This is a genomic window from Achromobacter deleyi, assembly GCF_013116765.2.
In the GTDB taxonomy this organism is placed as follows: Bacteria; Pseudomonadota; Gammaproteobacteria; order Burkholderiales; family Burkholderiaceae_B; genus Achromobacter; species Achromobacter deleyi_A.
Genome location: NZ_CP074375.1, coordinates 2,412,658 through 2,431,198, shown reverse-complemented (window position 1 = coordinate 2,431,198; position 18,541 = coordinate 2,412,658). Strand labels below are relative to the sequence as shown.

Here is an 18,541-nt window from a genome sequence, read left to right as displayed (position 1 = left end):
GCGCGGCAATCCGATCCTGAGCCTCAGCTTGCGGCAAGACGCGCCTTTTCGCGCAGGCTTGTCAGGGTGGCCCGCGGCGTAATCACCTCGGGGTCTAGACTGAGTTCAATCAGATAGGGCGAACCGCTGTCCAGCGCCCGCGTCAAGGCGGGCGCGAAGTCCTGGTGGCGGGCCACGCGTTCGGCAGGCACGCCGAACGATTCCGCGTACGCCACGAAGTCGGGGTTGCAGAGGTCCGTGCCGATGGTGCGGCCGGGGTAATTCACTTCCTGGTGCATGCGGATCGTGCCGTACATGCCGTTGTTGAACACGATGAAGACGATGGCCAGGCCGTGCTGCCTGACGGTGGCCAGCTCTTGCGAGGTCATCAGGAAGCAGCCGTCGCCCGCCAGGCAGACCACCTGCCGGTCGGGGTGGCGCAGCTTCGCCGCAATGGCGGCGGGCACGCCGTAGCCCATGGCGCCGCTAGTGGGCGCAAGCTGGGTCCGGGGGTGGCTGTAGCGGTAGTAGCGATGCGCCCAGGCGCTGTAATTGCCCGCGCCGTTGGTGAGGATGGCGCGCGGATCCAGCTGCTCGCGCAGGGCAACGATGACGCGCGCGGGGTCCATGCGCAGTTCGGCCGCCGGCGGCTCGGTGTAGCGCAGGTAGCTTTGGCGCAGCCCGTCGAGCCAGTCGCGCCACGGGGCCGGGTCCAGTGGATCGAGTCCGGCGGCCATGTCGGCGAAGGCGTTCAGGCCCGACTGTATCTTCAGGGCGGGCTGGTACACGCGGCCCAGCTCTTCCGGGCTGGCCAGCACATGGACCAGCGTCTGTCTGGGCACGGGGGATTGCAGCAGCGTATAGCCGCCGGTCACCATTTCGCCCAGCCGGGCGCCCACGGCCACGATCACGTCGGCGTTGCGCACGGCTTCGGCCAGTTCGGGATTCACGCCTATGCCCACTTCGCCCACGTACTGCGGGTGATGGTTGTCGAACAGGTCCTGGCGGCGGAAGGAGCACGCCACGGGCAGGCCGTTCAGGCTGGCGTAGCGCTTCAGGCTGTCCAGGCCCGCGCCGGTCCAGCCCGAGCCGCCCACGATCATCAGCGGCCGCCGCGCGCCGGCCAGCAGGGCGCGCATGCTGGCAAGCGCATCCGGCGCCGGGTGGGCGTGAGGCACCTGGATCGTCCCGCAAGCCTGGGGCAAGGCCGGTTCGGTCAGCATGTCCTCGGGCAGCGCCAGCACGACGGGACCGGGCCGGCCCGACATCGCCACCGAGAAGGCGCGGTTCATGTATTCGGTGACGCGCGCGGCGCTGTCGATCTGCGCCACCCACTTGCTGAACTGCCCGAACATGCGGCGATAGTCGATTTCCTGAAACGCTTCGCGCTCCACCATGTCGCTGCCCACCTGGCCCACCAGCACGATAAGCGGCGTGGAATCCTGAAACGCCGTCTGTACGCCGATGCTGGCGTTGGTTGCTCCGGGCCCGCGCGTGACCATGCAGATGCCTGGCCGCCCCGTCAGCTTGCCGTGCGCTTCGGCCATGAATGCGGCTGCGCCTTCGTGGCGGCAGGACACCAGGCGGATCCGTTCCTGTTCCGCGTAGAGCGCGTCCAGGACGTCCAGATAGCTTTCGCCGGGAACGCCGAAAACGGTGTCCACGCCGTGTTCCAGCAGCGCCCGCACCACATGCTGGCCGCCTGTCATCAATTTTGGAGTGTCGTTCATCGCAGTTTCAATCAGGCCGCGTAGCGGCGGGGTTGAGTCCGGATGAACTTTACGCAGCCCGGTACCGGGGGCGTTAGGACAGATCAGAGCTTGTGTTGCACTTTTTCGCGGATCGGCCCGGCACGGCCATCATTCGATGGGGCGGAAGTATTTCCTGCGGAAATCGCCCGGCGTGCAGCCGGTGCGCTTCTTGAAGAAGCGGGCGAAGTAGGCCGGATCCTCGAAGTTCAGCTGGAACGCGATTTCGGCGATGCCCATGCCGGTATTGCTGAGCAGACGCTTGGCCTCGAGCGCGATGCGCTCCTGCACCAGCTGACTGGCGGTGCGCCCCACGCTGCGCTTGACCGCCTCGTTGAGCTGGCGTTCGCTGACGCACAGCGCGTCGGCGTACTGCCGGATGGCGCCGAAATCCAGATAGTGGTCCTCGATCAGCATGGTGAACCGCTTGGCCAGCGAATAGCTGGGACCCGCGGCGGCCTCGCGCTCGTCGGCCGGATACAGGCGGCGCAGCTGCGTCAGCAGAATCAGCAGGTACGAGCGCACCACGTCGAATCGCCCCGTCTGGCGGTCGCGCGTTTCGCGTTCGATTTCATTGAGCAGCGGCAGCATGCCGTCATGCTGCTCGCGCGAGAGATAAAGGGCCGGCGACCCTCCCGCCAGGTGGAAGAAGGGGAACTTGGCGATGTCGTCCGCCCGCGGGAACATGTGCGCGAAGAAATCCGTGCTGATGTTCAGCACGTAGCCGCGCGGCTTGACGGAGGATGTCCAGGCGTGGATCTGGCCGGGCGTCAGGAAGAAAACCGAGTGGTCGCGAACCTCGTGCTGCTCGAAGTCCAGCATGTGCGTGCCGCGCGCCTCGCTCATCCAGAGCAGATGGTAGTAGTTGTGCCGGTGCAGGAAGCCGCGCGGGATATCGTCGCGGTCCTGCAGGCGCACAAGATCGAAGTAGAACGAACCCTCGCCCGAGAAATCAGAGGATTCAAAGGTGGGAAACGGTTCCGGGTAGGGCGAAATCGTGCCTGCGGACAAGCGGGAGTCTCCTTGGTGGCGCGCACGCGGCGGCTCTGTTTTTCGCCATCATAAGGGCAAACTCCGCGGATGCCGCAAGCCCGGCAACGGCGCGCCAGCCGGCTCAGCGGCGCGCCGGCCGGCTCAGTGGCTTGCCGGTGCCGCCCGCAACAGCCGCAATCCGTTGGCCACCACCAGCAGGCTGGCGCCCACGTCGGCGAAGACCGCCATCCACAAGGTCGCGTTGCCCGTCATGGCCAGGGCCAGGAACACTGCCTTGATGCCCAGTGCCAGCACGATGTTCTGGATCAGCACGCGATGCGTGGCGTGCGACAGGCGCAGGAACGTGCCGATCTTGCGCAGGTCGTCGTCCATCAGCGCCACGTCGGCCGTCTCGATGGCGGTGCCGGTGCCGGCCGCGCCCATGGCGAAGCCGATGTCGGCGCGGGCTAGCGCCGGCGCGTCATTGATGCCGTCGCCCACCATGCCGACGCGGGCGTCCGGGGCCAGCTTGCTTTCGATGGCCGCAAGCTTGTCTTCCGGCAACTGGTCGCCGCGGGCTTCGTCGATGCCGACCTGCCTGGCGATGGACTGCGCGGTGGGCGTGTTGTCGCCCGTCAGCATCAGGGTGCGCACGCCCAGGGCATGCAGGTCGGCGATGGCGGCGGCGCTGGTCGGCTTGACCGTGTCCGCCACCGCGGCCAGGGCCAGCACGCGGCTGCCGTCGGTCAGCGCGATGGCGCTCTTGCCTTGGCGTTCCAGTTCATCCAGGCGGGCTTCCAGCCTGTCGCTGGCGACGCCCAGTTCGCGCATCAGGCGGCGGTTGCCCAGCTGGTACGTCACGCCGTCGACCTGCCCGCTGACGCCACGGCCGGGCAGGGCGGTGAAGGCCTGCACCTCCAGCAGCGCGTGGCCGGCCTCGCGCGCGGCGTTGGCCACGGCGAGCGACACGGGGTGGTCGGAGCGGGCCGCCAGGCTGGCCGCGATCAGCGCGGCGGGCTGGCGGGCCTGTTCCGGCGCATCCCAATCCTGCAGGTCGGTCTGCACCGGCTTGCCGTGCGTCAGCGTGCCGGTCTTGTCCAGCGCCAGCCATTTGAGGTTGCGGCCTTCTTCCAGGTAGACGCCGCCCTTGACCAGGATGCCGCGGCGCGATGCCGCGGTCAGGCCGCTGACGATGCTGACCGGGGTGGAGATCACCAGGGCGCACGGGCAGGCGATGATGAGCAGCGCCAGCGCGCGGTAGATGGCGTCAAACCAGGGCTGGCCCCACAGCAGCGGCGGCACGACGGCGACCAGCAGCGCGACGCCCACCACGGCAGGCGTGTAGATGCGCGAGAAGCGGTCGATGAAGCGCTGGGTCGGCGCGCGCGCGCCTTGCGCCTGCTCCACGGCGTGGATGATGCGCGCCAGCGTGGTGTTGCCAGCCGCCGCGGTGACGCGGTATTCAAAGGAGCCGGCCGCATTCACCGTGGCCGCGAAAACGGGATCGTCCTGGGCCTTTTCGACAGGCAGGCTTTCGCCGGTGATGGGGGACTGGTCGACGGCCGAACTGCCGCTCACGATGATGCCGTCGGCGGCAATGCGCTCGCCGGGGCGCACGCGCACGATGTCGCCGGGTTGCAGGCTGGCGGCGGGCACGTCAATCCAGTTGCCGTCGGCCTGGCGCAAGGTAGCGGTTTCGGGCGCCAGGTCCAGCAGGCCGCGGATGGCGTTGCGAGCGCGGTCCAGCGAGCGGGCTTCGATCAGCTCGGCCACGTTGAACAGGAACATCACCATGGCGGCTTCGGGCCATTGACCGATGAGCACCGCGCCGGTGACGGCGATGCTCATCAGGGCGTTGATGTTCAGGTTGCCGTTGCGCACCGCGATCCAGCCCTTGCGATAGGTGCTGACGCCGCAAGCCAGGATGGCCGCCGCGGCCAGCGCCGCGGTCAGGGCCAGCGGTCCGCCGGTGAAATGCGAGATCTCGGACAGCGCGGCCAGCACGCCCGCGCCGCCGATCAGCCACCAGTTCACGGCCTTGGCCGCGGGGGCGGGCGTGCCCGGCGCGCCATCGGCCAGCGGCTCGGGCGTCATGTCCAGGGACTTGATGGCGGCGATGATGCGGTCCAGCGCGCCTTCGGCATGCACCACGGTCAGGACGCGCTGCATCAGGTTGAAGTCCAGCGCATGCACGCCGTCCACGCCGTCCAGCTTCTTGCGGATCAGCGTTTCTTCGGTGGGGCAGTCCATCTGGCCGATGCGCAGGCGCGCCAGCACCTGGCCGGGGCCGGCGGCCAGCGTCGCGGCGCCCGCGCCCGACAGACGGAAGTCTTGCGCGGCATGGTCGTGGCCGCAGCAGGCCGCGGCGGCCTGCGCAGGGGCGGGCGCGTGGTCATGGCTGTGGTCATGGCCGTGCTCGTGCGCCGGACCGGCGTGTTCCGAGTGGTCGTGCTCCTTCGGGTCATGTGCGTGTCCGCCGCAGCAGGAGTCGCCGTGCCCCGAGGGCAGATTTTCGTGTTGTTTGACCGTAGGTAAAGACATCGTCCTAGCCTTCAAATAAGCTGATGACGCAATTGAACACCTTGGAGTTACTATAGGGTCAACCCCCTAAATCATTCGGATTTGATCCGGGAGACAGCGATGCGTATCGGCGAATTGGCCACGGCGGCCGGCACCACGGTCGAAACCGTCAGGTATTACGAAAAGGAAGGACTGCTGCCCGCCCCGGACCGGGGCCTGAATAACTACCGCAGCTACGGACAGCCCCACCTGGAGCGGCTGCGCCTGATCCGCAATTGCAGGGCGCTGGACATGACGCAGGACGAGATCCGCGCCATTCTGTCTCTGGCCGACAATCATCAGACGGGGTGCGGCCCCATTAACGAACTGTTTGACGAGCATATCGCGCACGTCGACGCGCGCATCGCGGAGCTCACGCAGCTCAAGGCCCAGCTCGGCGAATTGCGCCAGCGCTGCCTGTCGGCCAGGCCCGACACGGAAGACTGCGGCATCCTGCACGGCCTGAGCGAAATGCAGGTCGAAGAACGCCAGGAACGCCACACCCATCTGGGCTGAACCCCCGGCCAACCCAGCCTACCTAGGGAAACCCCGATCCGTTCACAGCGGATCGGGGGATTGTTTGGCCTCATTTCGGCATGTAAGATGTCCAACATCCAACAAATGACGGAAGGTGCCGGTTTCCATCGGCCACCGTTCCAGTCAAGAAGATGCGAGGCAGACAAGCATGGACTCAAAACCTCTGAGCCGGTTCACGGTTCTGGACCTGACCCGGGTGCGTTCCGGGCCGGCGGCGGTGCGCCAGTTCGCGGATTGGGGCGCCACGGTCATCAAGATCGAGGAACCCGGCGACGAGCAGGACGACAAGCCCGGCGGTTCCGCGCAGTTCGCCGATTACCAGAACACGCACCGCAACAAGCGCAGCGTGACGCTGAACCTGAAGCATCCGCAGGGGCGGGCGCTGTTCCTGGACCTGGTGCGTCAGGCCGATGTGGTGGTTGAAAACTATCGCCCCAACGTGAAGTTCAAGCTGGGCATCGACTACGAGTCGCTGCGCAAGGTCAATCCGCGCATCGTCTATGCCAGCGTATCGGGGTTCGGGCAGGACGGCCCCTACGCCACCCGTCCCGGCCTGGACCAGATCGCGCAGGGAATCGGCGGTTTGATGTCGGTGACCGGCGAGCCCGGCCGCGGCCCGATGCGGGCAGGGATTCCCATCGCCGACCTGACCTCGGGCCTGTTCTGCGCAATCGGCATCTTCATTGCGCTGCTGGAACGCGAGGTCTCGGGCCAGGGGCAGTGGGTCCAGACGTCGCTGCTGCAGTCGCAGGTCTGGATGATGGATTTCCAGGCAATGCGCTGGCTGATGAACGGCGAGGTCCCGGGCCAGAGCGGCAACGATCATCCCACCAGCAGCCCCACGGGCGTGTTTCCCACCCGGGACGGCTACATGAATATCGCCGCCATGGGCAACGACATCTATGCGCGCCTGTGCCGGGTGCTTGAGATCCCCGGGCTGATCGAAGACGAACGATTCCTGACGGTGCCGCTGCGCGCGCGCAATCGCGCCGCGCTGAACGCCGCCATCGGCGAACGCACCGCGACGCGCAATACGGCCGAGTGGATTGCGCTGATGAATGAGCAGGGCGTGCCCTGCGGCCCCATCCTGGGCATGGACCAGACTTTCGAGGACCCGCAGGTGAGGCATCTGAATCTCAGCCGCCAGATCCAGCATCCCGACCTGGGGCCGATTTCGGTGGTGGGGCAGCCGATGATCCTGAGCCGGACCGGGCCGGGCGAGATGGCGCCCGCGCCGGAGCGGGGCGAGCACAACGGCGACGTGTACGGCGGCATGCTCGGTCTGGCGCCGGCCGACCTGCGGCAGCTGGCCCAGGACGGCGTGATCTGACGCGCAAGGCTAATATCGCCGCCATGGCCGCCGGAAACAGGGCGGCCCCGACGGAGACCGCCCCATGATGAACGCCACTTCCACCGCCGCCGACCAGGTCTTTTCCAGCCTGGGACGTCCTGACAATCTGCCCGACGAGATCGCCGCGCAGATTCGCCAGAAGATCGTCTCGGGCGAGTTCGAGCCGGGCCAGCGGCTGGCTACGGAATTCGAACTGGCCCAGATGTTCGCGGTCAGCCGGAATGTCGTGCGCGAGGCGATCGCCCGCCTGAAACTGTCGGGGTATGTGGATACCCGGCGCGGCGTGGGTACCTTCGTGGCGCTGGACGTCGGCACGCGCAATTTCGAGATTGCGCCCGAGGACCTGCTGCAGCCCGAGCCGCTGGCGCATATTTTCTGGCTGCGGGTCGAGCTGGAGTCGGGCGCGGCCGCGCAAGCGGCGCTGCATCGCAAGCCCGAGCAGATCGAGACCCTGCGACAGGCCCTGTTGAGGGTCGACGCCGCCGGCAATGACTGGCAGGCGGGCGCCGATCATGCGCTCGACTTCCACATGGCGGTGGGCGAGGCGACCAACAATCCCTATTTTGTCCGGCTGCTCGCGCATCTGCGGCACGTGTTCCGCGGCGCCGTGCGCACGCTGCGCTACACCAGCGCCGGCACCGAACGCGTGGCCGAGATCGAACGCGAGCACCACCTGATTTTCGATGCGATCGCCGCGGGCGACAGCGATGCGGCGCGACAGGCCATGCGCACGCACCTGACCAACGGCATTCAAAGACACCAGACAGTCATACAAGGAAAGCAACCGTGAACATCCAACGCATCCTGCAGGGCGAGATCACCGATCACATCGTGGCTGAAAAGCGCGGTGCGGCGGGCTGGCTGACATTCAACGATCCGCAGCGGCACAACGCCGTTTCGTATGCGATGTGGGAAGCCATTCCGGTCGTGCTGAAGGCGTTCGCACAGGACCCGGAGATCCGCGCGGTGGTGCTGCAGGGCGCGGGCGGCAAGGCGTTCGTCAGCGGCGCGAACATTTCGCAGTTCGACACCTTGCGCAGCGGCGAAGAGGCGGTCCAGGCCTACGAGGTGGTCGCCGAGGCGGCGCAACTGGCGCTCTACGATTACGACAAGCCCACGCTGGCGTACATCCAGGGCTATTGCATCGGCGGCGGCTTGAACATTGCCCTGTGCTGCGATATCCGGCTGGCATCGGAAGGCAGTTCCTTCGCGATCCCCGCGGGCAAGCTGGGGCTGGGCTATCGGCTGACCGCGATCCGCAACCTGGTCACGGCGGTCGGCCCGGCCAATGCGCTGGAGATCTTCCTGACGGCGGCGCGCTATACCGCGCAAGAGGCCAAGGAACTGGGCCTGCTCAGCAAGGTGGCGCCCGCCGAGGAATTGCCAGCGGTGCTGGACAAGATGCTGTCCCAGATCCAGGCCAATGCGCCGCTGACGCTGCGCGCCGGTAAACGGATGATCCGCCAGATGCAGCAACTCGGGCCCGAGGTCGACGTGGAAGGCATGCGCCGTCTGGTCATGGAGTGCTTCGAAAGCAATGACTATCGCGAAGGCCGCAAGGCATTCGCGGAGAAAAGAGCGCCGGTGTTCACCGGCACCTGATTCCGGCGCCAGGCCGGATTCCCCACGCAGGTTCCAGGACCGCGCTTTCCCGGCGCGGCCCGGGGACGTTTGCGTCTTGAATGCGGCTTCGTTCCGGTCCCCCCCCCCGGCATCCGCCCCGATTCCCCGGAAGGCGTAGCCACAGATCGCGCAGGCAAGCGCGGCGACGAGGAGACAGATATGAAAACGACTACCCTGAAATTGGCGCTGGCCGGACTGGCATGGGCATGCGCGGCGGCGCCCGCCCATGCCCAGGGCAGCTACCCCAGCCAGCCGATCCGCATCATCGTGGGCTACTCCGCGGGCGGGACGACCGACATCCTGGCGCGGGCGCTCGGCGAACAGCTCAGCAAAGAGCTCAAGCAGCCCATCATCATCGAGAACAAGGCTGGCGCCGCCGGCAACATCGCAGCGGCCGCGGTGCAGCAGGCCGCGCCCGACGGCTACACCCTGTTCATGGCCACCGTGTCCAGCCATGGCATCAATCCGGCCGTGTACAGGAAGTCGCTGGGATACGATCCCGTGGGCGGTTTCACGCCGGTCAGCATGATCGCGTCGATTCCGCTGGTACTGGTGGCCAACCCCAAGCTTCCGGTCAAGTCCGTGGCAGACCTGGTCGAGCTGGCGCGCGCCAAGCCGGGCGACCTGAACTATTCGTCCAGCGGCAACGGTTCTCCGGTGCACGTGGCGGGCGCCATGTTCGCCTCGGAAGCGCACGTGACGATTCAGCACGTGCCGTATCGCGGCGGCGCGCTGGCCAATTCCTCGGTCATGAGCGGCGAAACGCAGTTCAGCTTCGCGACCCTGCCGGCGGCGCTGCCTCAGGTCAAGGCCGGCAGCCTGCGCGCTCTTGCCGTCACCACGCGGGAGCGCTCGACCGAACTGCCGGATGTGCCCACTGTCGCCGAAACGACCTCGTTCAAGGGCTACGAGATCAATACGTGGAACGCGCTGATGGCGCCCAAGGGCACGCCCGACGCCGTCGTCGACGTGCTGAACAAGGCCGTCGCCCGGGCCCTGGCCATGCCGGCCCTGCAAACCCGCTTCAAGGGCGAGGGCGCGACCCCCGGCGCCAGCAGCCCGGCGGAACTGGGCCAGTTCGTCAACGCGGAACTGGCGCGGTGGGCGACGGTCATCAAGGAAGTGAACATCCAGATCGAATGACCTCTGGCTCCGCGTGGGGATGGAGGAGGCGGGCGGGGACTTGGCGTACTATGAGAATCTGTTTCTTTCCCATTTGCGCCTGAATCAATGACCGTAACCCAGACCGCCACTCCGCTGCACGCCCTGACCTCGCGCCGTTCCTTCAAATTCCTGCGGGCGCCGGCGCCCAAGCCCGACGAACTCGAACAGATCCTGCAGGCCGCCATGTCGGCCCCCGATCACGGCGCGCTGCGCCCATGGCGTTTCGTCGTGATCCAGGGCGAGGCCATCGGCAAGCTGGCGGACGTCGCGCTTGAGGCCGTCAAGCGCAGCGGCGATCCGCGCATGACGCCGGAAAAGGAAAAATCGGTGCGCGAATGGATGGCCGCCGTGCCCCTGTTCATAGGCGTGGCGCAGAAGATCGCGCATGACAACACCAAGATTCCCGAGCAAGAGCAACTGCTGGCCACCGGCTGCTCCGTCATGAACATCCTGAACGCCGTGCACATGCTGGGCTATGGCGCATTCTGGAGCACCGGCGTGGGCACCTACGTCGAAGACGTCCAGAACGCGCTGGGCCTGGATTCCCTGGACTACCGTTTCCTGGGTTTCCTGGCCGTGGGCACCCCGGCCTGCGCCGTGCCGCCGGCCAACCGCCCGGACTACCGCGACTTCGTCACGGAGTGGACCGGGCCGGTCTGACCGGCGGGCGGTTCAGTTGGGCTGGACGTTCGCCTGTTTCATGACGTCCAGCCATTTGACGTTTTCCGCCGCGGCGAACGCGGCGAATTCATCGGCCGTCATGCGGCTCGGGATAATGCCTTCGCCGGCCAGCCGCTTGCGCACGGGCTCCATCGCCGAAGCGTCCCGCATGGCCTGGTTCAGCTTCGCGACGACCTGGGGCGGCGTGCCGCGGGGCACCCAATACCCGTACCAGGACGTCACGTCGAAATCCGCGATGCCGGATTCGGCGATGGTGGGCACGTCCGGCAGCAGGTCGATCCGGGATGCCGACGTGACCGCCAGGGCCCGCAGCTTGCCGCCCTTGATCAGCGGGATCGCGCTAGCGACCGATGCATACAGCACATCCACGTGTCCCCCCATCACATCCGTCAGCGCCTGGCCGGTGCCGTTATAGGGAACATGCGAGATCCGCGTTCCGGTGCGCAGGTTGACCAGCTCGCCCACCAGATGCGGCAGCGAGCCCAGGCCGCCGGAGGCGAACGTCAGGGTTCCAGGTTTGGCGCGCGCGGTTTCGAGCAGGTCCTTGAAGCTGGTGATAGCCGATTGCGTCCGCACCACGGCGACCATGGGGGCGAAGCCGAACACGCCCACGGGCGTGAAGTCCTTCATGGGATCGAAGTGCAGGACCTTGAAGATGCCCGGGTACATGACCTGGATCGACGCGTTCATCAGTCCGGTATAGCCATCGGGCTTGCTGATCGCCACGTCGCGCGCGCCGATGGTGCCGGCGGCGCCGGCGCGCGCTTCGATGACGATGGGCTTGCCCAGCAGCGTGCTCATTTCGGGCGTCAGCATGCGCCCGAAGGTTTCGGTGGTGGATCCCGCCTGATGCGGGACGACGATGCGCACGGGCTGCTTCGGAAAATCATCCGACGCTTGGACGGCCGGGCTGGCAAGGAGTGCCGCCAGCAAAGGCAGGTGCCGCAATTTCATGGTTGTCTCCCTTGATTGTGGTGTTGCCGGTGGCCGCTATGTTGCGGCTTGGTGCCGAAGTTCCTTGCCGGTCGTGTCAGGGCGGGATTGACGCGCCCTGAACCGGCCCCAACGCGCCGGTCTCGAGCAGACGGGCGATATCCGATTCGCTGTACCCCGCCGCGCGCAGGATCTCCTGGTTGTGCTGCCCCGGCAACGGCGGCAGCGTGCGCAGGCTGGCTGGCGTGCGGCGCAGCTTGATGGGAAATCCCACGCCGTGATAGCCGTCTTGCTCAAGCACCATTGCGCGATGCGCGGCATGCGGGGTGGCGGCGCCCTGGGCCACGCTGCGGATGGGCGCGGCCGGTACGCCCGCCGCCATGAGGCGATCGGCGAGCACGGCTCCGTCATGCCGGGCCAGCGCCTGCAGCAAGGCCTCGCGCAACGCGGCGCGATTGGCGATGCGGTCCAGGTTGCGGTGAAAGCGGGGGTCTCGCGCCAGTTCCGGGCATCCCAGTTCCGCGCACAGGGTGGCGAACTGGCGTTCGTTGCCGACAGCGATGTATATCGGCGTCGTGGCGGTGTCGAAGGAGTCGTAAGGCGAGATGTTGGGATGGCCGTTGCCGGAACGGGGCTGCTCCTTGCCGCTCCAGAGATAGTTGGCCAGGTGAGGGTGGGCAATGCCCAGCGCGCAGTCGTGCAGCGCCACGTCGCAAAGCTGGCCGCGGCCGGAGCGGACGCGCTCCTGCAGGGCGGCAAGCACCGCGATGGTGGCTTGCATGCCGGTAGCCAGGTCGACCACCGGGATGCCGAGCCGCAGCGCGGGGCCCTCGGCTTCGCCGTTCACGCTCATCAGCCCGGAGGCTGCCTGGATCGCGGCGTCATAGCCAGGCATGCCGCCCAGCGGGCCGTCATCGCCGAAGCCGGTGATGCGGCAATGCACCAGCCGCGGAAACCGCTCGCATAGCTGGGCGGGGTCGGCGATGCCCCACGCCCGCAGCGTGCTGGCCTTGAAGTTTTCGATCAGCACGTCGGCATCTTCCAGCAGATGCCACAGCACTTCCCGCGCGGCCGGCAGGTTCAGGTCGAGCCGCATGCCGCGCTTGTTGCGGTTGAGCGCCTGGAAGTACGCCGCGCCGCCCGCGTTGACGGCGGGGCCGAAGGTCCGCGTCTCATCGCCGTCGGGCGGCTCGATCTTGACGACATCGGCGCCCAGGTCGCCCAATGCCTGCCCGCAGTACGGGCCGGCCAGCACCCGCGAGGCGTCGATCACGCGCAGGCCGCTCAGGCTGCCGGCGCTCATGCGGAGATCCCGCCGGCCTGGGCCGGAACGTGGACCCCGCGCGGCGCCACGCGCCATTCAAAGGCGGCGTCGCCTTGGTCCAGGCGGCGGACCACCTTCAGTTCAAGCCGGCGGTTGTGTGCCGACAGCGCGCCGTCCAGCAGGCAGTTCCAGGCATCGAACGCGGCGTGGTGCAGTTGCGGCAGGCCCGCCATGAGCTTCCAGCTCTTCTGGCGCACGCCCGGCGCGCCGCCGTCGTCGATGAGCTCGGCATCGTCTCCCTGCGCGCGAGCCAGCGCCACCAGGAAATGCGCAAAGTCCAAGGCGTTGCCCTGATCGGGCAGGGCCATGGCATGGGCGGTATCGCTGTAGAACTGCATCCCGATCAGCCGCCCGGTGATCCCCGCCAGCCACGCGGCCTCGTGCGGGCCGTGCAGTCCGATCAGTTCCGGGAGGGCGGTGCGCACATACTCCATGGCGTAGTTCCGCTTTGCCTTCTGCAGGCGTTCGACGGGCCAGTTGGCGGTGGGCAGGGTCGGCGCCAGGGCGGGATCGAAGTCGGGCGCCTCTTCGCCGCGCGCGAAGCGCAGGCGCTCGTCCTCGGCGATGTCGTGCTCGTATTCGCAGTAATAGCCCTCCAGCCCCGGCTGGCCGTCCATGGTCTGCTTGGTGCAGACAAAGCCCAGCCTGCGGGTGCCCAGCGATACGCCGTTGTGCGCATGCCAGCCGCGCAGCACCGCGCGCGAGACTTCGCTGGGAATGGCGCAAATGGCGGTCCCGTGCCAGGCCCAGCGGGGCGGCGGATACCGGACCCAGACTTTCTTCGGTGTGGCTTCGACGTATTCGACCCGCACGCCGCCGATGGCGTTCGACAGGTAGTGATACCGCGCGGCCGCCACTGCGGGCGGCAATCCTTGCAGGCCAAGCTTCTCCAGCCCGGGCAGGAAGCGCTCCAGGTGCTGGCGGCGGAAGATGTGGAACACGAGCTCGGCGGCTTCGCGGCTGCCGCGCCGGGTCACCATGGTCATCACCAGCCCGGTGAAATAGGCGTGATACCACTCGGCCACGGCGGACCAGCGGGCGGCTTCGCTGCCGGCGGCGGCAGGGGGGGAGGCGCTGATGCTCATGCTTGCTGCTCCTGGCTCGATGCCAATATGGGCGGTTCCGCGGGCTGATGCGCCTGCGTCAGGCCGGACAGGACGAAGGTGGCGAGATGGGTCGCGAGACGGTCGCGGTCCGCGGCGGTTTCGCCAGGCCGCGGCTGGTACCACATGGTGGTCCAGTTGATGGCTCCGAACAGTGGCTTGACCGCCAGGCGGGGATTCTGCCGGGGCAGTTCGTCCGCCTCCATGGCCTGCGCCATGACGTTCACGAACAATTCCTCGTAGTGGTCGCGCAGGCTGATGACTTCGGCCAGCCGCTGGCGCTGGTCCTCGCTGACCCGGCCCATCAGGTGCGATTCCAGCCCCTGCACCGCAATGCGCTGATACGACAGGTGCCTCATTACCTGCATCGCGTGCGCATAGGCCATGCGATACAGCCTGTCCACCGCGCGCACGCCGTCCTGGGTGGCGATGGGGGTGATGGTCTCTATGTTCATTTCCATCGCCCGCTGATACACCGCGGCGAACAGGTGCGCCTTGCTGCGATAGTGGTGATAGATGGTGCCCTTGGTGACGCCCAGCACATCGCCGATCTGGTCCAGCGTGGTGGAGTCGTAGCTTTGCTGGGTGAAGGCGGTGGCCGCCGCGTCCAGGATTTCGGCGACGCGCCCTGGGGGCATGTCGGGCCGGATGGCCGAAGTGGTGGCATTGCGCATGTTGCTGTGGACTCCCAGGGGCGGATGGAGGGGGGATGGGGTGATCGCGCGCGCCAGCAGCGCGGCTTGCGCATCCAGCGGGCCCGCGGTGGCCAGATGCTGCTGGCGCGCGTGCAGCAGGGCCTGCAGCGGCCGCGGGTCGGCTCGCGTCTGTTCGGCGGCGATCTTGAAGCCGGCCGCGAGCAATCGTTCGGCGCATTCGCCGGCCGAGAGCAGCGCCATGGCGCTCAAGAAGTGAATGTCCTTGCCGGCCTGCGCGGCGCGGGCGGCTTCGTACAGCATCATGCGGGCCGCCGATAGTGCGCTGGCGCAGCCCGCGAGCTCCAGCGCCGCGCGCGCGGGGGCGACGTCGGAATCAGAACCGTTTGCCGGCAAGGCCAGTCGCGCCGCTTCGTAGGCGGCAAGGCCGACGCCGCAGGCTTGCGCCGCGGCGGCGATGCGGCGCAATGCGTTCGTGCGGAGCAGGGCGGCCTGCGCTCCGCGGACGGGGCCGAGCCACAGGCTGGCGCCGATCAGCGTGTCGATGTGGACCAGGCCGCCCGGTCCATCCTCGGGGCCGGCGGCGCCTGCCATGCCGGCGCTTGCCGCCGGCAGCAGCGCGCAGGACACGCTGCCGGGGGCGTCCGCATGATGGGCATAGACGAGCAACGCGGCGCCCGGATCGGCAGTCGGTCCCAGACAGTTCGCCGAGCCGCGCAATCTCCAGCTGCGGCCTTCCGCGGTGATCGTGAAGGCCGGCAGGCCTGTCGCCGGATCAAACGCATCCACGGGGCAGACAGGAAACGCCGTGGCGGCGCTTTTCGCCGCTCCCCGGCTTTTCTTCCTGGGGCCGGGCTGGGCCAGCGCGGCGGCTCCGGCCCATGCGCCCGCAAGCATGACCGACAGGCGGGGGCGGGCGGCGGCAAGACCCTCCAGGACGGCCAGGACGGCAACGGCCGAGGGTTCGCCGCCGAGCAGCCCGGCCAGGCCGCTGTCGCGCCATGCCTGTGCGTCGTCGCCGCTTTCGCAGGGCTGCGCGGCAAGCCGGGCGGCCTGTGATCGCCAGGGACCGGCGTCGTCGGAAGGAGGGGACCAGATCATGTCCATGCGGGGCATCCTGATGCGTATAACTGTTCCATACCAGTGCGTAGGTTATGGCTCGTTCCCGCTTCGGTCAATGGCTTTCGTTCATTGATTTATATAGGAAAACCCTGAGGTATCAGACATTACATACTGGTTGGTATTTCACTAGACTGATGATCCCATTACGACTACCGGAGCATTCCTGATGGCCAGAATCGAGTCGACCCCGTTGCACCAGCGCGAACTGATGGAGCTGCCATTCTTTGACGCGAGACACCGCGAGTACTTGCGCCGGGTCGAGCAATTCGCCGACAGCCAGGAATTCGCGGCGGCCACGCCCGCCAATGTCGACGAGGGCTGCCGCGGACTGGTCCGCGCCATGGGCGCCGCCGGCCTGCTGCGCGCCAGCGTGCCTGCAACGCACGGGGGCGATACGCCCGAGATCGAATCCCGCGGCCTGGCGCTGGCGCGCGAGGCGCTGGCCTATCGCCACGGCCTGGCGGACTTTGCCTTTGCTATGCAGGGGCTGGGCAGCGGCGCCATCGGGCTGGCGGGGTCCGAGCAGCTCAAGGCCGAGATCCTGCCCCGGGTCGCCGACGGAACCCTCATTCCGGCCTTCGCGCTGTCCGAGAAGGACGCGGGTTCGGATGTGGCCGCCATGACCTGCCGCGCGCGACGCGACGGCGACCACTACATCATCAACGGCGAGAAAACCTGGATCTCCAACGGCGGCATCGCCGACGTCTACACCCTGTTCGCGCGCAGCGAGGACGCGCCCGGCACGCGCGGGATCTCGGCCTTTGTCGTCTATCCGGACGACCCCGGCTTCTCCATCGCCGAGCGCATCGATGTGATGGCGCCGCATCCGCTGGCGACCTTGCGTTTTTCGGACTTGCGCATCCCCGCCACGCGCCTGTTGGGCGCGCCGGGCGAGGGCTTCAAGCTGGCCATGCGCACCTTGGACATCTTTCGCGTGTCGGTGGCCGGAGCCGCGCTGGGTTTCGCGCGGCGCGCGTTCGACGAAGCGGTGGCGCATGCGCGGAATCGCCGCATGTTCGGAGGAACGCTGGCGGACCTGCAGCTGACGCAGGGCAAGCTGGGGGAGATGGCCGCGCTGATAGACAGCTCGGCGCTGCTGACCTACCGCGCGGCGTGGCGCCGGGATGTGCAGCGTCTGTCCACCACGCGCGAGGCGGCGATGGCCAAGCTGGTCGCCACCGAGAACGCGCAGGCGGTGGTGGATTCGGCGCTGCAGCTGTTCGGCGCGCGCGGCCTGCAGGCGGGCGGGATCATGGAAAGCCTGTACCGCGAGATCCGCGCCCTGCGCATCTACGAAGGCGCAAGCGAAGTCCAGAAACTCATCATTGCGCGGGATGTGCTGCGTCAGTAGATCGGCCTTGCGGCCTGGCCCAAGTATCCCTCTTCACCAGCCCGGCGGGTGAGCTGCGCGCACCCGCCTTATGCTAATCTCGTTCGACCGGCGGGGGACTGCCATCCCGATCCCGCGCCGACGATGGCAATGCCTTGGGTTACCTCCTCGGGCTGCGCCCTTGTTGAATAAGAAACGCGTGACACGATCAAGCGTGGAGACAATACATGAGCCAATATGGGCCGCTGAAGTTGCACGTCCCCGAGCCGACAGGACGCCCGGGTTGCAAGACCGACTTTTCCTATCTGCATCTGTCGCCGCCCGGCGAGGTGCCCAAGCCCCCCATTGATGTTGCCGCGGTTGATACCGGCGGGCTGGCCTACAGCCTGGTCCGGGTGATCGACGACGACGGCCGCGCGGTCGGACCCTGGGCGCCGGAGATCAGCAACGATCTGCTGCGGGCCGGCATGCGGGCCATGCTCAAGACGCGCATCTTCGACGGGCGCATGCTGACCGCCCAGCGCAAGAAGAAGATCTCGTTCTACATGCAGAGCCTGGGCGAAGAGGCCATCGGCACGGCGCACGCGCTGGCGCTGGAACAGGGCGACATGTGTTTCCCGACCTACCGCCAGCAGAGCATCCTGCTGTCGCGCGACGTGTCGCTGGTGACCATGATGTGCCAGCTGATGTCCAACGAACGCGACCCGCTCAAGGGCCGCCAGCTTCCGGTGATGTACTCCGACCGCGAGAACGGTTTCTTCACCATTTCCGGCAACCTGGCCACGCAGTTCATCCAGGCGGTGGGCTGGGCCATGGCGTCGGCCATCAAGGGCGACACGCGCATCGCGTCGGCCTGGATCGGCGACGGCGCCACCGCCGAAGCGGATTTCCACACCGCGCTGACCTTCGCGCATGTGTACCGCGCGCCGGTCATCCTGAACGTGGTCAACAACCAGTGGGCCATTTCCACCTTCCAGGCGATCGCCGGCGGCGAAGGCGCGACCTTCGCGGGCCGCGGCGTGGGCTGCGGCATCGCGTCGCTGCGGGTGGACGGCAATGATTTCCTGGCGGTCTATTCCGCGTCGTGCTGGGCCGCCGAGCGCGCCCGCCGCAACCTGGGGCCGACCCTGATCGAATGGGTGACGTACCGCGCCGGTCCGCACTCCACCTCCGACGATCCCACCAAGTACCGCCCCGGCGACGACTGGAGCCACTTCCCGCTGGGCGATCCGATCGAGCGCTTCAAGAAGCACCTGATCCTGTTGGGCATCTGGTCGGATGCCGAGCACGACGCCGTCCGCGCCGAGCTCGACGCCGAGATCCTGGCGGCCCAAAAGGAAGCGGAAAGCTACGGCACCCTGGTGGACGGCCACGTCCCCAGCGCCGCCAGCATTTTTGAAGATGTCTACAAGGACATGCCGGAGCATCTGCGCCGGCAGCGCCAGCAGCTCGGAGTCTGACC

At 67.5% G+C, this 18,541-nt stretch carries 15 protein-coding genes; 8 read left to right on the top strand and 7 right to left on the bottom strand.

Annotated features, from left to right (window positions below):
- Nucleotides 1–23 precede the first annotated feature (23 nt).
- From HLG70_RS10845 to HLG70_RS10835, 3 genes are all read right to left on the bottom strand, one after another.
- Nucleotides 24–1,709: a thiamine pyrophosphate-binding protein gene (locus HLG70_RS10845; protein ID WP_171664404.1), complete on the bottom strand. Its 1,686-nt coding sequence runs from the start codon at nt 1,707–1,709 to the stop codon at nt 24–26.
- 129 nt (nt 1,710–1,838) lie between these two features.
- On the bottom strand, nt 1,839–2,738 hold the full coding sequence (locus HLG70_RS10840; protein WP_171664403.1) for a helix-turn-helix domain-containing protein: 900 nt from the start codon (nt 2,736–2,738) through the stop codon (nt 1,839–1,841).
- A gap of 123 nt (nt 2,739–2,861) precedes the next feature.
- The gene (locus tag HLG70_RS10835; RefSeq protein ID WP_171664402.1) at nt 2,862–5,240 is read right to left on the bottom strand and encodes a heavy metal translocating P-type ATPase; all 2,379 of its coding nucleotides are present in this window, start codon (nt 5,238–5,240) and stop codon (nt 2,862–2,864) included.
- Nucleotides 5,241–5,339: 99 nt separating this feature from the next.
- Here HLG70_RS10835 and cadR point away from each other — a divergent pair, with 99 nt between their 5' ends.
- The 6 genes from cadR to HLG70_RS10805 all read left to right on the top strand — a co-directional run bounded on the left by cadR (nt 5,340) and on the right by HLG70_RS10805 (nt 10,593).
- On the top strand, nt 5,340–5,774 hold the full coding sequence (gene cadR / locus HLG70_RS10830; RefSeq protein WP_057286568.1) for a Cd(II)/Pb(II)-responsive transcriptional regulator: 435 nt from the start codon (nt 5,340–5,342) through the stop codon (nt 5,772–5,774).
- 169 nt (nt 5,775–5,943) lie between these two features.
- Nucleotides 5,944–7,125: a CaiB/BaiF CoA transferase family protein gene (locus HLG70_RS10825; RefSeq protein WP_171664401.1), complete on the top strand. Its 1,182-nt coding sequence runs from the start codon at nt 5,944–5,946 to the stop codon at nt 7,123–7,125.
- 67 nt (nt 7,126–7,192) lie between these two features.
- Nucleotides 7,193–7,936 (top strand): FadR/GntR family transcriptional regulator, encoded by a 744-nt coding sequence (locus HLG70_RS10820; protein ID WP_419144814.1) that lies wholly within the window; start codon nt 7,193–7,195, stop codon nt 7,934–7,936.
- Nucleotides 7,933–8,748 (top strand): enoyl-CoA hydratase, encoded by an 816-nt coding sequence (locus HLG70_RS10815; protein ID WP_171664399.1) that lies wholly within the window; start codon nt 7,933–7,935, stop codon nt 8,746–8,748. The genes HLG70_RS10820 and HLG70_RS10815 overlap by 4 nt, the downstream gene beginning before the upstream one ends.
- A 180-nt stretch (nt 8,749–8,928) precedes the next feature.
- Nucleotides 8,929–9,912 (top strand): Bug family tripartite tricarboxylate transporter substrate binding protein, encoded by a 984-nt coding sequence (locus HLG70_RS10810; RefSeq protein ID WP_171664398.1) that lies wholly within the window; start codon nt 8,929–8,931, stop codon nt 9,910–9,912.
- An 87-nt stretch (nt 9,913–9,999) separates the two neighbouring features.
- Complete coding sequence (locus HLG70_RS10805) at nt 10,000–10,593, top strand: nitroreductase family protein (protein ID WP_171664397.1); 594 nt, start codon at nt 10,000–10,002, stop codon at nt 10,591–10,593.
- Between the two features lie 12 nt (nt 10,594–10,605).
- Here HLG70_RS10805 and HLG70_RS10800 read toward each other — a convergent pair whose 3' ends face one another.
- The 4 genes from HLG70_RS10800 to HLG70_RS10785 form a co-directional block, all read right to left on the bottom strand.
- Nucleotides 10,606–11,568, bottom strand: a complete 963-nt coding sequence (locus HLG70_RS10800) for a Bug family tripartite tricarboxylate transporter substrate binding protein (RefSeq protein WP_171664396.1) — start codon at nt 11,566–11,568, stop codon at nt 10,606–10,608.
- 76 nt (nt 11,569–11,644) lie between these two features.
- Nucleotides 11,645–12,850, bottom strand: coding sequence for a CaiB/BaiF CoA transferase family protein (locus tag HLG70_RS10795; protein ID WP_171664395.1), 1,206 nt, complete (start codon nt 12,848–12,850; stop codon nt 11,645–11,647).
- Entirely contained in the window at nt 12,847–13,956 is a 1,110-nt protein-coding gene (locus HLG70_RS10790) for a hypothetical protein (RefSeq protein WP_171664394.1), read from the bottom strand. The genes HLG70_RS10795 and HLG70_RS10790 overlap by 4 nt, the downstream gene beginning before the upstream one ends.
- Nucleotides 13,953–15,734, bottom strand: coding sequence for a TetR/AcrR family transcriptional regulator (locus HLG70_RS10785; RefSeq protein WP_171664393.1), 1,782 nt, complete (start codon nt 15,732–15,734; stop codon nt 13,953–13,955). The genes HLG70_RS10790 and HLG70_RS10785 overlap by 4 nt, the downstream gene beginning before the upstream one ends.
- Nucleotides 15,735–15,915: 181 nt before the next feature.
- Between HLG70_RS10785 and HLG70_RS10780 the strand changes: the two genes are divergently transcribed.
- Complete coding sequence (locus HLG70_RS10780) at nt 15,916–17,100, top strand: acyl-CoA dehydrogenase family protein (protein WP_171664392.1); 1,185 nt, start codon at nt 15,916–15,918, stop codon at nt 17,098–17,100.
- A gap of 206 nt (nt 17,101–17,306) precedes the next feature.
- On the top strand, nt 17,307–18,539 hold the full coding sequence (locus HLG70_RS10775; RefSeq protein WP_171664391.1) for a 3-methyl-2-oxobutanoate dehydrogenase (2-methylpropanoyl-transferring) subunit alpha: 1,233 nt from the start codon (nt 17,307–17,309) through the stop codon (nt 18,537–18,539).
- Nucleotides 18,540–18,541 lie beyond the last annotated feature (2 nt).

Excerpts from the sequence above, each read along its gene's own strand:
- HLG70_RS10845 (WP_171664404.1), bottom strand. The coding sequence starts at position 1,709 with ATGAACGACACTCCAAAATTGATGACAGGCGGCCAGCATGTGGTGCGG.
- HLG70_RS10835 (WP_171664402.1), bottom strand. The coding sequence starts at position 5,240 with ATGTCTTTACCTACGGTCAAACAACACGAAAATCTGCCCTCGGGGCAC.
- cadR (WP_057286568.1), top strand. The coding sequence starts at position 5,340 with ATGCGTATCGGCGAATTGGCCACGGCGGCCGGCACCACGGTCGAAACC.
- HLG70_RS10825 (WP_171664401.1), top strand. The coding sequence starts at position 5,944 with ATGGACTCAAAACCTCTGAGCCGGTTCACGGTTCTGGACCTGACCCGG.
- HLG70_RS10820 (WP_419144814.1), top strand. The coding sequence starts at position 7,193 with ATGAACGCCACTTCCACCGCCGCCGACCAGGTCTTTTCCAGCCTGGGA.
- HLG70_RS10810 (WP_171664398.1), top strand. The coding sequence starts at position 8,929 with ATGAAAACGACTACCCTGAAATTGGCGCTGGCCGGACTGGCATGGGCA.
- HLG70_RS10805 (WP_171664397.1), top strand. The coding sequence starts at position 10,000 with ATGACCGTAACCCAGACCGCCACTCCGCTGCACGCCCTGACCTCGCGC.
- HLG70_RS10800 (WP_171664396.1), bottom strand. The coding sequence starts at position 11,568 with ATGAAATTGCGGCACCTGCCTTTGCTGGCGGCACTCCTTGCCAGCCCG.
- HLG70_RS10795 (WP_171664395.1), bottom strand. The coding sequence starts at position 12,850 with ATGAGCGCCGGCAGCCTGAGCGGCCTGCGCGTGATCGACGCCTCGCGG.
- HLG70_RS10790 (WP_171664394.1), bottom strand. The coding sequence starts at position 13,956 with ATGAGCATCAGCGCCTCCCCCCCTGCCGCCGCCGGCAGCGAAGCCGCC.
- HLG70_RS10785 (WP_171664393.1), bottom strand. The coding sequence starts at position 15,734 with ATGGACATGATCTGGTCCCCTCCTTCCGACGACGCCGGTCCCTGGCGA.
- HLG70_RS10780 (WP_171664392.1), top strand. The coding sequence starts at position 15,916 with ATGGCCAGAATCGAGTCGACCCCGTTGCACCAGCGCGAACTGATGGAG.
- HLG70_RS10775 (WP_171664391.1), top strand. The coding sequence starts at position 17,307 with ATGAGCCAATATGGGCCGCTGAAGTTGCACGTCCCCGAGCCGACAGGA.